Annotated in this window: 14 protein-coding genes and 1 pseudogene; 12 read left to right on the top strand and 3 right to left on the bottom strand. The window is 50.6% G+C overall.

The window, feature by feature from the left end:
* The first annotated feature begins 256 nt into the window (after nucleotides 1–256).
* The 11 genes from ABIE29_RS01370 to ABIE29_RS01420 all read left to right on the top strand — a co-directional run bounded on the left by ABIE29_RS01370 (nucleotide 257) and on the right by ABIE29_RS01420 (nucleotide 9842).
* Nucleotides 257–1006 carry a fimbria/pilus periplasmic chaperone gene (locus ABIE29_RS01370; protein WP_429616452.1) on the top strand — a complete coding sequence of 250 codons (750 nt, stop codon included), beginning with the start codon at nucleotides 257–259 and terminating at the stop codon, nucleotides 1004–1006.
* A gap of 47 nt (nucleotides 1007–1053) precedes the next feature.
* Nucleotides 1054–3594, top strand: a complete 2541-nt coding sequence (locus ABIE29_RS01375) for a fimbria/pilus outer membrane usher protein (RefSeq protein WP_429616454.1) — start codon at nucleotides 1054–1056, stop codon at nucleotides 3592–3594.
* Between the two features lie 56 nt (nucleotides 3595–3650).
* Nucleotides 3651–4127, top strand: coding sequence for an AfaD family invasin (gene afaD, locus ABIE29_RS01380; RefSeq protein WP_429616456.1), 477 nt, complete (start codon nucleotides 3651–3653; stop codon nucleotides 4125–4127).
* A 141-nt stretch (nucleotides 4128–4268) separates the two neighbouring features.
* The gene (locus ABIE29_RS01385; RefSeq protein WP_429616458.1) at nucleotides 4269–4859 is read left to right on the top strand and encodes a hypothetical protein; all 591 of its coding nucleotides are present in this window, start codon (nucleotides 4269–4271) and stop codon (nucleotides 4857–4859) included.
* Nucleotides 4856–5353 carry a hypothetical protein gene (locus ABIE29_RS01390; RefSeq protein ID WP_429616460.1) on the top strand — a complete coding sequence of 166 codons (498 nt, stop codon included), beginning with the start codon at nucleotides 4856–4858 and terminating at the stop codon, nucleotides 5351–5353. The genes ABIE29_RS01385 and ABIE29_RS01390 overlap by 4 nt, the downstream gene beginning before the upstream one ends.
* A 121-nt stretch (nucleotides 5354–5474) precedes the next feature.
* Nucleotides 5475–6032, top strand: a complete 558-nt coding sequence (locus ABIE29_RS01395; protein ID WP_429616462.1) for a hypothetical protein — start codon at nucleotides 5475–5477, stop codon at nucleotides 6030–6032.
* Between the two features lie 308 nt (nucleotides 6033–6340).
* Complete coding sequence (locus tag ABIE29_RS01400) at nucleotides 6341–6874, top strand: hypothetical protein (protein ID WP_429616464.1); 534 nt, start codon at nucleotides 6341–6343, stop codon at nucleotides 6872–6874.
* Nucleotides 6875–6885: 11 nt separating this feature from the next.
* Nucleotides 6886–7368, top strand: coding sequence for a hypothetical protein (locus ABIE29_RS01405; protein WP_429616466.1), 483 nt, complete (start codon nucleotides 6886–6888; stop codon nucleotides 7366–7368).
* Between the two features lie 123 nt (nucleotides 7369–7491).
* The gene (locus tag ABIE29_RS01410; protein ID WP_429616468.1) at nucleotides 7492–8016 is read left to right on the top strand and encodes a hypothetical protein; all 525 of its coding nucleotides are present in this window, start codon (nucleotides 7492–7494) and stop codon (nucleotides 8014–8016) included.
* Between the two features lie 102 nt (nucleotides 8017–8118).
* On the top strand, nucleotides 8119–8574 hold the full coding sequence (locus ABIE29_RS01415) for a hypothetical protein (protein ID WP_429616470.1): 456 nt from the start codon (nucleotides 8119–8121) through the stop codon (nucleotides 8572–8574).
* Entirely contained in the window at nucleotides 8571–9842 is a 1272-nt protein-coding gene (locus ABIE29_RS01420; protein ID WP_429616472.1) for an FKBP-type peptidyl-prolyl cis-trans isomerase N-terminal domain-containing protein, read from the top strand. Before ABIE29_RS01415 ends, ABIE29_RS01420 begins: the two co-directional genes overlap by 4 nt.
* Before the next feature lie 441 nt (nucleotides 9843–10283).
* Here ABIE29_RS01420 and ABIE29_RS01425 read toward each other — a convergent pair whose 3' ends face one another.
* Complete coding sequence (locus ABIE29_RS01425; protein WP_429616474.1) at nucleotides 10284–10967, bottom strand: MarC family NAAT transporter; 684 nt, start codon at nucleotides 10965–10967, stop codon at nucleotides 10284–10286.
* A gap of 387 nt (nucleotides 10968–11354) precedes the next feature.
* Here ABIE29_RS01425 and ABIE29_RS01430 point away from each other — a divergent pair.
* Nucleotides 11355–11884: pseudogene (locus tag ABIE29_RS01430) on the top strand (IS1 family transposase); the annotation flags it as partial.
* Nucleotides 11885–12294: 410 nt separating this feature from the next.
* Here the strand turns inward: ABIE29_RS01430 and ABIE29_RS01435 are convergent.
* Nucleotides 12295–13518, bottom strand: coding sequence for a fimbrial protein (locus ABIE29_RS01435; RefSeq protein WP_429616476.1), 1224 nt, complete (start codon nucleotides 13516–13518; stop codon nucleotides 12295–12297).
* Nucleotides 13519–13541: 23 nt separating this feature from the next.
* Nucleotides 13542–16094: a fimbria/pilus outer membrane usher protein gene (locus tag ABIE29_RS01440; protein ID WP_429616478.1), complete on the bottom strand. Its 2553-nt coding sequence runs from the start codon at nucleotides 16092–16094 to the stop codon at nucleotides 13542–13544.
* Nucleotides 16095–16113: the final 19 nt, after the last annotated feature.

Here is a 16113-nt window from a genome sequence, read left to right on the forward strand (position 1 = left end):
GGTTGTAGCTGAATCTTTGCATTTTTCAGCATGCGCACTCGTCATACTGACAGTGGTGGTGGTTTATTTTGTGTAAGTAACATCCCAACGACTTTTTATCTGTCAAAGCGCTAATTTGTATCTTTTTGCGCCACGAGAAAACAAGAGTTGTCAAAATGGTTCTAATTGACTACTCGCAAAAACGTGTTTGCAGAGTACTGCAAAGCGGAAAATTGATGAGGCGACTCCATGTAGCGGATACGCCAGGAGAAGAAGAGTGAGAAAAGCATTAAATACGTTGGTGGTAGCTGGTACGGTGTTTATTAGCGTGGGAAGTGTGCTGGCAGCAGATCCGAATATCAAAACTTCCACGCAATCCTTTACGGTTAAGCTGGGAGCGACGCGGGTCGTTTATGACCCGGAATCGGGGGGGAGTTCACTGGAGATTAGCAATCCGCAGGAATATCCCATCCTCGTTCAATCAAAAGTGTTGGGTGAGGATAAGAAATCTACAACAGATTTTATGGTGACTCCTCCGGTGTTTCGTTTGGATGGCCAGCAGCAAAGCCGGATTCGGATTGTGCGTACAGGAGGGGAGTTTGCTCATGACCGCGAAACGCTCAGGTGGTTGTGTGTGACTGGGGTTCCGCCAAAAGCCGATGACGAATGGGCGCAGGGGGACAAAAAAACCAGCAAAGAGGTATCACTGAATATTCAAATGAGCATCAGCAGTTGTGTCAAGTTACTGGTCCGCCCTTCTTCTATTACAGGTGGACCGGAAACAGTGGCATCAACCCTGACTTGGAATAAAGAAGGTGACAAATTGAAGGTCACCAATCCAACACCTTATTACATGAGTCTGAGCAATGTCCGGTTGGGAGGAGTGACAGTCAATCCGGATTATGTGCCCCCTCGTGGTAGCCAAACCCTTGCAATACCAAAAAGTGCGTCCGGGAATAAGGTGGAATGGAAGGTTATCACTGATTACGGCGGCGAAAGTCAGGTCTATCAGTCAATTGTTAAATAATAACACGATAATCCGCTCTACTTTGGCAATAAGCAAGGATCTCAGCCATGAAGTATTCGCGCATTGCGCTTGCGGTTAGCCTCACCTGTCTTTCAGGGGGGCTTAATGCCAAAACATGGTCGTTTGATTCAAATGCGTTAGATGGGCGTGTTGATGTCTCAGTCTTCAATGCTGGTGGTCAGCTTCCGGGCACATATCATGTTGATATTCTGCTCAATGGTGAGCCGGTTGATACTCAGGATGTGGAGTTTGTGCTAAAGAAAGATGCCAACGAACAATCTGTACTGACGCCCTGCCTGACGGTTGAACAACTGTCACATTATGGCGTAAAGGTAGAGGACTATCCTGGATTGACTGCTAGTGGAGGCTTTACTGAGGTAAAGGAGGGCCGTGCTGACAGCCATGGTGATGAGAATAGCAAAGGAGGTGAAGTCTGCGCCAATCTGAATGCTATCTCACAGGCAAAAACCGAGTTTTTGTTTAACAATCAGCAACTGCAATTGAGTATTCCTCAGGTGGCCATGCGCCCTCATTTGAGAGGGATTGCGCCTCGTCAGTTATGGGATGACGGCATCCCGGCACTGTTGTTGAATTACAGTGCTAATACCAACCGTACGGAATACCGTGATGGTGCGGGTGGCAATGACGATAGCACTTATGTGCAACTGAATCCTGGTGCCAATATCGGGGCGTGGCGTCTGAGAAATCAGACAAATTGGCAAAAGCAGAGCAATGATAGCGGCAAGTGGCAGACCCTGCAAACCTATGCTGAACGTGGGTTATATGATAACCAAAGTCGCCTGACCCTAGGGGAGCGTTTTACTCCTTCTGATATTTTTGATTCTGTGCCGTTTCGCGGTGTGATGCTCGGTACGGATGACAGTATGGTGCCGTATAACCAACGGGAGTATGCGCCAGTGATCCGTGGCATTGCCCGGACTCAGGCGCGGGTGGAAGTGAAGCAGAATGGCTACACCATCTACAGCGAAATGGTCGCGCCAGGAGCTTTTGCCCTGAGCGATTTAAGCGTGCCGGCTTCGGGGGGGGAATTACAGGTAACTGTACAGGAAACTGACGGACAGACTCAAACCTTTACAGTGCCGTACCAAACACCGGCCATTGCCGTACATGAAGGGTATCTGAATTACGCCATGATGGTTGGGCAATACCGTCCAGCGGACTCTGCCATTGACAAATCGCTGGTCGGACAATTGACGGCAATGTACGGATTGCCTTGGGGATTAACTGCTTACGGCGGGCTGCAAGGGGCTGAACACTACAGTGCCGTGACGGCGGGTTTAGGGCTGTCGATGGGGGATTGGGGCAGCATTTCCCTGGATGGCACTGAGGCCCGGGGTCGTCGCCGCGAGCAAGAAGAAGAGCAGGGGGGGACATGGCGCGTTCGCTATTCCAAAGAAATCAACGCCACCAACACCACGTTTACTTTGGCCAGTTATCAGTACGCATCATCGGGGTATTACACCCTTTCTGATGTGCTGGATAGCTACCGGGGGAATTCATCCCCAGATGACTGGTGGTATTACGATGACAACGAACGACGCAAGTCCAACACCTCCCTGACCCTTAATCAGTCGATGGGGGCGGCGGGATATATCAGTGTCAGTGGGACGCGGCAGGACTATTGGGACCGTACTGGGCACGATGAAACTCTCACCTTGGGATATGGAGTGAGTCTGGGAAGTGCCAGTGTTTCGCTGAACTGGTCGCGCAACAAGCGTATCAATGGTACCGGAGAAAAGGCGATGGACAATCTGACGACGATGTCGGTGAGTTTTCCGCTTGGAGGTTCGACGTACGCGAACTATCAGTACACCGCTCCATCTGAAGGCGCTGCGAGCCACGAGCTGGGGTTGAGTGGCCAGAGTTTCTCCCGTCGGCTCAACTGGAACCTGACGCAGGACTACCTGGAAGGGAAGGATAACTCCTCAAGAAATGCCAGTGCCATGAATCTGAGTTGGGATGGCGGATATGGTGTTGTTGGGGGGAACTACCGTTACAGTTCGAGTCTCCGCCAGATGGGCGTTAACGTGGCTGGCGGGGTGGTAGCACATAGCCACGGTATCACGTTTGGCCAACCACTCAGTGATACCGTGGCCTTGATTGAAGCTCCGGGGGCGTCAGGTGTGCTCGTAAGTAGTTGGCCAGGGGTGAAAACAGACTTCCGTGGTTACACGCTGTCGCCAGGCTTGGCGGCGTATCAAGAGAATACGGTGAGCCTGGACCCGACTGCGCTGATATCGGATGCCGAGATAGCCCAAACCGATGTAAACGTGGTACCGACACAGGGCGCTGTCATTCCGGTGAAGTTCCAGACTCGCGTCGGTGGACGAGGCATGATGACCCTGACCCGTCCTGACGGCAGCGAAATCCCGTTGGGTGCCGTAGCTACCATGGCGGGAGTCAGTGCCGGTATCGTGGGTGATGACGGTCAAGTGTATCTGACAGGCTTGCCGGATAAGGGCCAGTTGACGGTTAAATGGAGCGGCAATCAATGCAAGGTAAATTATCAGCTGCCAGCAGAGAAAGGAGTGGCAGGATTGTATGTTATGCAAGCAGTATGCGGCTGAAGAGCTGGTAACGTTAAACCGACCAATATTGACATTCACTGAGTAGGGGAAAGCCGATGGAACAACGGCAGCAGCACCAACAACATCGCAGGTACGGTTCCATATGGCGGGTTTGCTGCGTATTTATTCTGGCAATAACGTTACCTGGTTTGGTGCAGGCTGACGACACTCCACAAATTGTATTGAAAATGCGTAGTGTACTGGAATCGGGAAAATTAAATGACGGTACTCGTCTTGGTGTGGGACGGATTGTGTTTCATGAAGATCATTACGGGTTTCAGATCTGGAGTGATGCCGTGAAATCTACCGACCAGCCGCACCGCTATGTGCTGGCGGGTGAGCAAAATCTCGACCATAAACTTCATGTCAGGTTGGAAGGGGATGGTTGGCAATCGGATATTAAAGACGGAAAAGGGATTATTTTAACCACAAGTGATGACATGGCGAAATTCGATGTACGGGTCGATGGTGAGCAGGCCGTGGTTGCTGACCGTTATCAACTGCAGATAAATGGCATGGCTCTTCTGCCTTGATGCATTCCGCGTGGTGACAAATAAGGTATCAATAAAACGCTATTCCCGATAAGAGTCGAAATAACGAGTCTATCGCCAATATGGTCCACTGATAAAATATATACATTTAATGTTTGTGTGGACCTATGTCTAGGGGGATATATGCCAATAAATATCATAATCATGAACTTTTTACGTCGTGTCGTATTATTTATAACAGGTTGTTCGCGGTTCCTTGGCTATTGCATGGCCTTGGGCACCATTTATCCTGCTATCTCTTTGGCGACCATGACATCTCGACTCGCCAGCACCGCTGCGACGATAACCGTTGGTGCAACTTTTTCATGTACAGGGGAGGCAACGATGAATCCCATTCCTGCGGATATACCCGCCATCTCGTCAGCATTATTCTTTGCTGGTACTGTATCGGGGAGTTGCGATGATCCCACGGCGCAGGTAGGTATAGCGTTTCAAAAGAGTTCAGGCAGTGACAGATATGGTATCGATTATCCGCTCGGATCGGCTATCGCAGGCAAGTGGGGTGATAGTTGCAAGTTAACAATCTCGACCAAGAACGGTACTACAGGAACTCAGCCCAGTGGTGCAATCTGGGGGAGCGGAACGATCTTCTTGCCATCGGGTACTGGGCCCAATAACTTATACTTTGGTTGTGCCTATCCAGGTGGAACGGCAAACCTGGTTCCAGGGACATACAGTATTCCAATTGCTATTGGATATTGGGGAACATCATGAATATTACTTTAAATTTAGGCGTGACAATGGCTACGTTGTTCTTTGTGAGTGCGTGTGGGGCAATGCCAACGCAGTTCGTACAAAAATATAGCTTCTACGCAAAACTGAAAATTCAACAAGATTTAGGTTCTACGGTAACGTTGACTACCTCGAATGCGTCGCTACGTATTCCTTGTACCAAGAGCCAATCGTTATTTCAAATCCATGCGCACAACTCTGATACAACGTTAGCGGGGCGAATTGGGTTTAGAATTATCGACCAGGGGCCGAAAAAACTTGGAGCAGGGACGAGTGTCAGCGGCGATAAAGGAGGGGCGATAAATCTAATTCTTGACACAGCAAATATTAAACCAGCGGGTTTAAACGGCTACTGGAACACAGTGAATGGGGATATATTAGAAACAACTATAACGGGTAATTGTTTATTTCCGGGCAAGGCGACAGCGGGAGAGCATTTCAAATTACGCATAGAATATGCCAGTTTAACCGGCTAACAGAAAGCAATTATCGGAACACCGCGCTCTATTTTAATAGCGATGTGCAAGGCAATTTCCGACCAAGAAAGAATGAGTACAATGATGTATAGCCAAAACCATGAAAAGTAAGGAAGATGAAATGAAAGAATATATTCGTGCCAAGCGATTTTCAGCTGTCACTGTGGGGCTGATGGCATGTCTGTGCGGCGATGTGTATGCAGCAAATGACATTATTGGCGACGTAAAGACCTCAGATCTCACTATAACCGCAAGCATCGACGCAGTTTGCAACCTTAGTGTAACTGCCAAGAACATAACAGTGAGTGGCAAGGTGTTGGATCCGACAAGCACCGTCGCGGGAGGGGCAGGGACTGTAAAAGTGGATTGTGGGACGACGGAGTTTGTGGGGTTGGGTATAAAAGCGAAAGGTGCTGCTGGAGCGTATAATACAAGCGCAACAATAACTGGGACCGGCAGCGGTGCCACCGGTACCGGAAAGGGTGACCTGACCATAACGCTGGGGGGGGCTAATACCTCTGCGGTTACCCCATCAGTCACGGCAACGTTTACCAAGATGCAGGCTTCATCGGTTGTTGGGCCTGCGACCTATACCTTGACGGCGTCAACGGACTCTACCGGTATAACCGGAGCAGGCTCGTTCATTTACGAGCTCGGGGGAACCGCGTATCTAAAATAATGCTGTAGAGATCTTTCAATTCGCTGAATATATGGGGTGTTACGATATTTAATTAATGTCGTTGGCGTGACGCTATGCCTGCAATCTGTAAATTGAAGTCGTGTTCATTGCACACCTATAAGTGATGTGTTGAACGTGATGTTAGCTGTGCCTGAATTAATGCAAGAATGGGAGGGTGGTGTTTGAATAAATTTTGATTCGAAGGGCTGTAATCTGAAATTATCGAAGTTAAATTGGCAGGCGTAGAGATTTTATTCGGTTGAATAAAATCCGGCTGGATACTATTGAATATAATTCAGGAAACTAAAATGAAATGTACCAAGCGTAAGAAAACGGTAGCTATTGCCATGGTAACAGTATTGCTTTCCGCGATGGCTACGATGGGAACATCGTACGCAACAGGGTTTGGAAACCAAAAGGCAGCCACCTCGAAATTTTCAATTTCGCAGGATCAGGATATTACTATTTCGCTGTTGCCAGAATTGAATCTACCGGCTGGCCAGCTTTTGCCGGTGAAAGCGAAACTCGCGACGGTATTCGTAAAGTCTGGTACCAATGTGAGTAAGAACCTGGGCTTCAAATGGGGGGATGCTAACAAGGACGCTAGCGATGGTTCGAAAGCCTCGCTGAAAAATAGCACTAGTTCTACCCCCTTGGAAGTACAGCTCGCGTCCGATGCTCTGGGCACTGCAGCGGCAGAACTGGTGGCCGGAAGTGGCGTTTATGGGGATAAAAGTGCAACTGATACAACAGCCGCCACGCTTTACGTGGTTGTGTCTACTGCCATGACTCCAGTCCCTGGAACCTATGTCGCTACACTAACTGGCTCAGCATTTTATTAATGGAGAAGAACATGAAAAAGCTCATTATAGCTACAACTCTCGCTTTGCTATCGGGCTCTACTTTTGCCGCAACCTGGCATGATAGTTCGCCACAAGAACTTGAGGTTCAATTCTCTCTTCCTGGCGTACTGACCCTCACGCCTATTGCGCATCAACTGGGTACCAAGCTAAATACGGATGCGGTGCTGGCGGAAATGAAGGCGGATTCCAGTGTGGCGCAGGTCATTGGTTTCCAGTGGAAGGACCCTATTCCTGGGAAGGCAGTTCAGACCGTGTTTAAGGACGCTGAAGGTAATAACACCATTGAGGCGCAGATGGAAGATGTAAGCAACGTACTTTTGGTGCCCTCTAAAGATGATAGTAACTGGTTTGTGACAACCACTGCGGTCGCAACGGATACATCAACGACTATTCACATTGCCCCGGTACATGAAGGTCAGGTCCAGCCTGGCGAATATAGTGCGCAAATGCAGGTTGCACAATATGCGCCGTAGCAGGGAGTAATGCTATCACGTGGAGCAAGGATGCTCCTTCTTATCTATTGTGTAACCCTATTCTCACTTGATAGATGATGTGAGCATCCTGCTTTACATCGAATGCCAAGTTCGGGAGGCCGCGTGCTAAATAAAATATTATCTGGGGCGAACCGGTGGTTTTTTTTTGTCCCTCTGTTGTTCGGGCCTGCATGGGCATCCAACGATATCATTGGGCCTGTGCAAATCCAAACTTTAACCATTAGCACCAATTATGCAGTAGTGCCTGTTTTCGACTGGCAACCGTCACCGAATCTATCTGCAGGCCCGTTAAATAATGCGACCTATTTAGGGTCACTAACAATTAAAACCGCAGGCGTACCGCTTTCGGGGGGTAATGTGGCGGTCGCGTTTCCTCCTATCTATCAAAGTAATATCGGTGATCCTGGAAAGGGGAAAATGACTCAGGAGGGTTCCCCTCACCCGCGTGACCTGCAGGTTTATCTGTCTGATGATGGTGGACGTAGCTTGAAATGCGATGCAGAACGTTGCCTGTTAAGCAGTGAATCGACGGGCGAAAATCACATAGTAAAACTATGGGCTAATGAATCTCAGACGGGGGAGGCTGGCAAGTATACGATCGTGGTGATTGGTTCGGTAGTTTACTAATGATGAATAACGGCCATAGATTATTAGCCGCTTTATTAACATTAATGCTTTTACATAGTCCGGCTCACCGGAATAAAACAATCGATTTGCAAAGGTATGTGTATGAGTAGGTATTTACACGGCTCCCTGCTGGCAGTCGCGGGCTTGGCCACCTGCCTGATAAGTGGTTGTCAGGCGCAGGGACATTCAGAGCGGTCGGAAGGGATGACAAAGCCTGTCGCGGCATTGGGTACTTACGTTCCGATTTCTCGGATGGCAGACAAAAGTGCCGTGACCGGAGCGTCGCATTCCCCGGAGGGCAGCAACGCCATTCTCACCTGCCAGCGTGACCTGGATTCACTCAAGCGGGTGAACGATAAAGCCTGGACGTCCCGTAAGGCCGACTTTGACGCTCTGGTGTCCGGCGTGTCGGTCTATGCCAGCGTGCGGGGGAATGTGAATGTGAACACCCGGGATACGCTCGATTCCCTTTATCGTTACAAGACTAACCAGATTTGTGCCCAGATTGAACGTGATGTGCTGGATGGGTTGATTAGCCGCGGGGAGAGTATTCGGTGAACTGGACCCAATGCGTATTGTTAACCGTCATGTGTGCGGTGCTACCTGTTGATGCAGGAACAGAGCGAGCAGCCTCTGGTGATCAGGCATTACAGTCCCTGTCCGATATTCTAGCCAGCGAAGGTGATGTGCCAGCATTGCTGGGGGTGATACCCGGAACGACGATCAATACGGCGTCAGCCAACGCAGATACGAAGTTAGTACCGGGACTGGCAACACGCCAGCTTTCTACTACCAGTGTCGACAGCCGCCAGCTCCTGGCCCGACTGACGGCGCAGAAATTACGTATGCAACAGCTTACTGCCACTATTACATCACTTAATGCGCGCCTCAAAACCCTGGTGCCTGAGACGGAACTGAACACGCAAAAACAAGCGCTTGCAGACAGTCAGAAACAGGTACAAACGCTCCAGGCGCAACTGTCTGCTGCGGCGGCTAAAAATAACAGTGGCAATGAACTTACAGCAGCATTGGATAAGGCGCAGACCGAGCTGAAGGCCAGCCAGGAAGCAACGATGTCGTTGCGTGAGCAGTTGGAAGCACAGCATAAGGAGAACAATCTGCTAATGACTACCGTTCAGACGCAGACCGGCATGCTGGAGACGGCACAGAAGGCGCTGTCTGACCAGAAGAAGCCCGTCATCCCGGCAACACATGATGATATTCGGGATTATGCCGTGGGCACGTCGCTGGGCCTGGATGTCCTTTCGTTACTTGAGGAACGGGCTGCGGCAGGAGTCAGTGTTCGGCCCGAAATGGCACTTGTCGGTATTCGAGATGTGTTTACCGGCAAACTGGTGCTGACGCAGGAGGCCATTGATAATGCGCTGAAAGAGTCTGCTAATCTCCTGTCTCAGCAGCAAGGTAAGGAGAAAAAACGCTACGAGCAGTCAGGGAGCCGATACATGAAGGAATTTGCCACTCAGGCCGGGGTCAAGAAAGACCTGAGTGGATTTTTGTACCGAATTGATTATGTGGGTGAGGGCGAGATAACCGAATCGGACATGGTGTCAGTGGTGGTGAAAGAGACGCTGACCGACGGAACAGTTATCAAGGATATGGAAAGCAGCGGGAAAGTGATTTCACAGCCGGTTAATGCCTTTCCACCGATATTTCGTAATGCGCTGTTGAAAATCAAAAATCACGGCTCAGTCACCATAGTTGTTCCACCGGTGCTGGCTTATGGTGACCAGGGCTATCCGCCGAAGGTGCCGCCGGGCGCCACGATGGTGTACACCCTGCGTATTCATGACGTGAATGGATACTAGGCATTCTCAGGTGTTGGGTATCGGAAGATGGCCTGAAACAGAGGGGCATGGAGGCTAAATGGGATGATGACAGCTCGTGATCAGCCCCCTGAAGGGTCATACAGCAGTTTAAGGCACTCAAAAGTGAGGGGGGCTTATGACGAAGGGGACTTCTTTGTGAATAACCCAATCAGCCGAGCTCGACAAAGTGTATGCGACTGCTAATGAGGTGTTAGCTCAGTCCAACGTGAAGGATATGAGGCTTGAAGCGTTTTCGTTTTCGCCTGCCAGAGCTGTTGTTTACCAATTAGGCCAGTTCGGAACTGCGGCCAAGAAACTCAAGGAGCTTAGTTTGGCCAAATAGCGATTGTGATGCGGTTTACCTCACTCTTTGGCAATACAGTCTTTTTGAAGCCGCGTCCACTGACGCGGTCTTGTTCTCTGGCTAAACGTTATGCTGAGTTATACTCCTGCATGGGTCGTGACGATTTCCAATACGCCATTAATAATGAACTGAACCCCCATACAAACCAGTAAGAAGCCCATCAAACGGGAGATAGCTTCAATACCGCCCTTGCCGACAAGCCTCATAATTGTGCCGGAGCTGCGTAGGCACAGCCACAAAATCAGCGCTATGATAAAAAAGATGATGACAGGTGCGACGAGCATAACCCAGTGCTCTAACCCGAAAGAATTCTTATAGAAACTGGATGCTGAACTGATAATCATGGCAATGGTTCCTGGCCCGGCGGTGCTGGGCATCGCTAAAGGAACAAATGCAATATTAGTTTCAGTACGTAGCTGTTGCTTTTGGGCTTGGTTGTCCTCTATGGCCACATCAATACTATTTTGTTGGGGAAATAACATCCGGAAACCGATAAATGCCACGATAAGCCCACCGGCTATTCGCAGCCCAGGGATAGAGATACCAAAAGTATTCATTACCCATTGCCCGGCATAAAAAGCAATAGTCATGATGGCAAAGGTATATACGGCTGCCATACGGGACTGATGATTCCGTTCTGCGTTTGTCATGTTGCCGGAGAGCCCGAGCAGCAGAACGACAGTCGTCAGCGGATTGGCTAGCGGTAATAGCAACACCAATCCGACCCCAATAACCTGGGTTAGCTGTAGTAAGGATGACATAAGACGCCTCTCTAATGCAGTCGACATAGCCCCTGATGTCGGATGTTCTGGATCTTGTCAGGGGAAAAGGAAAACGTCTGTGATAATGGTGAAGTCTGACATCTTGGTGAAATCCCATCGCATAGACATAATATTCCACAATCTTCCGAACGGGTGTTGGGGGTTGTCAATGCCATGCTGCAATGCGAGTGAGTCGTATGCATAATATTTATACAGCGATAGGGCGAAATTATTGAATATCGTATTTTTGGCTCTGTGTTCCGGGGCTCTCTGGCATGATTTATCCACGGGGTTTAATAGGCCGAGACGTGAAACGGTTTTCATCGGCGTGTCCAGGACCAGGCTTTGGGGGAGCAATCAGTCAGGCGCATCAACTTTATCAAGTTAAACATTGTTAATATGGCGATGAACGGTTCCGGATGTCGCGATACCGCACGGGTTCTCGGCATCAGCCTCAATACGGTTCTGCGGCACTTAAAAAAATTTCGCCAAAACAGGTAGCTGAGAATATCGACTCCGAAGCGGAAGTCGTTATCTGCTGTGAAGCCGATGAACAATGGTCTTACGTGCGGTGTAAAGCCAATCCCCGGTGGTTGTTCTACGCTTATGACCGTATCCGCAAACGTGCTCTGGCCCACGTCTTCGGCCCGAGAAATGCCTCTACTCTGCGACGATTGCTGGCCCTGTTAAGCCAATTTAATATTGCCTTTTATATGACAGATGCCTGGCCGGTTTATAAGGTACTGTTAAGTGCAACAAGCCACGTTGTGAGCAAGAAATATACTCAACGGATAGAGCGACATAATCTTAATCTTCGTACACATATCAAACGCCTGACCCGAAGAACAATTTGCTTTTCGAAGTCAGAGGAAATGCACGATAAGGTCATCGGTTGGTATCTCACTATTCTGGAGTGACCCCGAACCCGTAGACAAATCTGGCCTATATTTGGAGTTACTTTAATTATCAATATAAAACAATGAGGTATGCGAGATGTACGAGTCCGGCCTTCGGCACCATTAGTCAGTACGCAAATCAAGTCGCCTTCGAGCGGCTTTTTTTGTGCCTGAAATCCAATATCCGCAAAGCTTTCCTCGCATTTCCTCTCAGTTGAAGCCAATCTGATGCAACCCGGTCTGAAACCGGATACATATGCTGGTTCAACATTGCTTATAGACTCATGGCCGTACTATGGAAGGATCATTACTATGGCCCTGACAAGATCCTGAGTTGCCTTACAGCTCAGCTATTAGATCAAAGTCCTGCTCTTACGACCAGGACTTTGCTTTCAGTCTGAAAACAGCCTACAGGCTGTTCATTACAGTGGTTAATTATAGGTGATGGTAAAAACAGTGGCGCCGTTTGCGATACCCGCTTTCACATTGCTCTCATACTGAACATATCGGGCTTTAAGCGGGATCACATACGATGAGCCATCTTGTGTCGGTAAGTTATCGAGGTCAAAGCCACCGCTACCGTCAAGATTGATCGAGCTGGTGGCATCCCTCTTTGACAGCTCAATACCAATTCCCTCCGCTGAGTTTGGCCCGCTTTCCAGCTTGGCCAACAATGGGTTACCCTCAACGACGCCGTGAACGCTGTTAAAGCTGATTGCGACCTGATTGGGTGCACTTGAACCGAAGGTATCGCCAGTCAGTTCCATATGGTAATAATTGCCATAACCCACAAAAGGTGGGCAATCTTTTAACGTAATATCAAAACCCTCCCACTCCGTCACGCTACCAATGCTGGTAAAATCGCTGCGCTGGTGCGTACCCAAATCGACATCGATAACCGATTTGGCCAACTGGCAGGTTTTGGTATACATAGTGGTAGCACCGCTAAAATTAAGCGTAACGAATACATGATCGACGACGAATGGGGACTTTGAACCAGAGCTAATCTGAAAAGTGGGAAACGAAGACCCCAGCACCTGTTGAGTTCCCGCAGTAATCGGTCCAGTTTTAACGAGGTTGATGTTAACGTTACCCAGTTGGCCTAACCCTTGGCTTACCGTTCCCCAACCAATATTAATCGTATTTTCCCAAATTCCTGGAAATGCCGCGTTATCAAAAAGCGAGCCAGAAACGTAAAAAATAGCGCCGATACCGGGTACATTGGTCGGGAAAATATCCTTATCACCAGAGCGTATCGGCGCTCCCGATGGTGTGGCAATGACTTCGACCTTGTTATAGGTATGCATTACCGCATTCTCTGACGTTGTTATCGTACACCCATAGATGGTTGAATAACCCTTACTCCAGAGTCGGCCTGCATAGAGCACCTTGCCAATAGGGGCATCTTCCCCAACCGTTGACATGCCTGGCCCGATGACAGGTATCGTCACGTTTTCATTGAAAAGCTCGGTGAACCCACAGGTTACCGCCTGCGCCTGTAGCGCTGCCAGCGCCAGAGATCCGCTCAAAAACTGGCCAATCGGCCTGGCATATTTTCTTAGCCCCGAAAGTAAGCGTCCCGTCGTTTTCATCATCAAATCCTTTATTCTGCTGTTAACGCTGTAGTCCGGATTAGCGACCGTCGTTTCGGCCACCCGGCAATGTCTTTATGCCGCCGTTACTCGCAGCGCGAGTTAAACCTGATGGCATTGCTTTTTTCCAGATCCGCATTGGCAGGCAGCATATAGCGTACCTGGCACTGTTGGTCCGGTGCCTGGCCCCAAACGACCTTGATGGTGCCCTCTGTTGACGGTACGCGGGCAAATAGCCGCCCTCCTTGTCCAACAACGCCGATACGCCGTGCGTCGCTGTCAAACGCTTCCGCGCCGAACGGCATCGGTTGACCGTTGGCCATCGGGGCGCTGATCAGCGCCGGGTACCCCACTGTGGTGTCATATTTCACTTTCACCACTGCTCCGCTGTAGGGGGCGACCTTCTGGCTGGTCAGATTCAGCTCGACGTTGTTCGACAGCCCCTTCGGGCTGATTTCCACTTCGTTAAGCTGATAAGCCGTCAGGTAGGGGATAACCGCGTAGCCAAAGCTGTCCACCTTAATGCCGGGATAGCTCACCATACTCGCGCCCTTGGCACCTTTAGCTTCGACCAGCGCATAGGTGTCGCCGCTGTATGGCGACAGCGTCACCCCCCCTGAGTGCGCTACCATGGCGCCGCTCATGCCTGCCGACCAGGTTTCGTAATCTTTACCGGTGCCCGCCAATGCGCTCACGGTGGTATACCGGGTGCGTGCCGAACCGTTCATGACAAGGCTACTGCTATTCCTGTTGCTATTGCCTCCGCCGCCCTGCCGGTTATAGCCCGCCGTGACGTTGTAGCTGTACTCTTGCTCGGCGCCCGCCGTGCCTGAGGCAAACAGTTGTTCGTTCGTCGTGTTACCCGGTCCGCGCGTAAATCTGGATCCCATCTGGCTGAAGCCCAACAGGTCGTTCAGTGGGAGCGTCAGGTTGAGCGTATAAGTGTTCTGAGAACGACCAAATGCGTCCTGATTGCGGCTCATGCTCAGGTTGTAGCTGAGATTCTTATAGCGGTTGGTGTAGCCGAACTGGTACTGCCGGTCGGTTGACGGGTCATTCCAATAGGCCTGCTGCCATGCGCTGACATAAAACTGCCCCCAACCTTGCGGTAGCGGCTGCGAAGCGCTGACCAACAGACGGTCCTTAGCTCGTTTAAAGGTTCTGCCGCTGCCGTCCCCTGAGTATTGCTCCGCCGTTGACATGGCGGTCATAAAGTCCATAAAGCCTTCGGTGGAGTAGCGGTAAGCGGCTATCGACAGGTTGCTGCCGGTGCTCTGGATGATCTGGCTATACTTAAGCTGGTAGCTTTCCCCCGATATTCTTCCCCAGCCCTGGCCCAGCCGAGGGCGCGCATGAGTGACGTCCATCGAGAAGGAACCGAGTGGGGTGCCGAAAGAGGCTCCGCCCATTATCGCCTGGTAGGCACCGTTGGCCTGAATGCCGCCATACAACGTCATGGCGTTGTTAATGCCGCGCCGATAAGAAGCTTCCAGCAGGGTCGGTTCTCTACGCAGTTGGGTGGAGCGTATCTTGCCGTAGGTCATGCTGTAGTGGTGTGAACCGGGACGTAGCTGGTTACTGGTCGCTGCATAGGGGACCTGGAAATTCTGTTGCCAGCCATCGGCTCCCTCGATGGAGACATCCAGACTACCGCCGTAGCCAGTCGGGTAAAGATCGGTGATTTCAAACGGCCCCGGTGCTACCGAACGCTCGTAAATGACGTTGCCATTCTGACGGATAACGACCCTGGATGCTGAACGAGCGATGCCCCTGACCACTGGCGCATAGCCCCTGACCGAGTTCGGCAGCATCTGCTCTTCATTGGCTATCTGCACACCACGAAACGACAGGGTATCGAACATCTCCCCTTTAGTGTTGGCATCGCCAATGATCGCCCGCCCCAGAATGGCGGGAATATCCCGCTGCAGGTAGGTGTTGATGTTGTTATAGTTGCCGTTGGTATCCGTGGTTTTGGTATAGACACCGTTGTGGCGGAGGTACCAACCTTTGAGATTAAAACCGCCGTTGATATTGCCGTAGAGCGTATCATTATTTTTGCCGTTGTAGCGGGTGCTGCCAGCGTTAAGGTTGTAGCCCAGAGTGGCCGCCGTGATGCCCGTATCCCACTGTTCGGGATTGACGTAACCGCGAGGGCGGTTAACGCGTAAAATCTCCGGCACGTTGAGGTTCAGCGCTTGTTCATTGGCGTCAAACGCCACGCTGCCTTCCGGCAGCAGGTGATTCAGGGCCAGGCACGCGTCATCCTTGCCCGCCGCTTTCTGAGCCGCGACCATTTTTTGCGCCTCTGGAGTCAGCCGCTCAACGTTGATATCCAACGTAGTGAGTGCAGAGGGTTTAATGCAGATATCCACCTGCGGCACCCTTTGACCCTCCACGACCCTATCCTGCACGGTCACATCATCTCGCCCGATGTGGCGGCCATTCACGTTAAGTTCTACGCTGTACTTTCCCGCCGGTGCAAGGTCTTGATTGTAGCGGTTCAGGTCGATGCGCTGCTGGCTACCGGGGCTCATAAAATTGGGATTGAACTCAATGTCGTCGTCGGCTACGGCCGTTCCGGCGAGTGCCAGCAGGACGGCGGCGGCCAGCGGCGACAGTGAATGATGGAAAAAAGGCATGTGAATTCCTTATCACTAA

It is taken from the genome of Serratia sp. 2723, from assembly GCF_050434425.1.
In the GTDB taxonomy this organism is placed as follows: domain Bacteria; phylum Pseudomonadota; class Gammaproteobacteria; order Enterobacterales; family Enterobacteriaceae; genus Chania.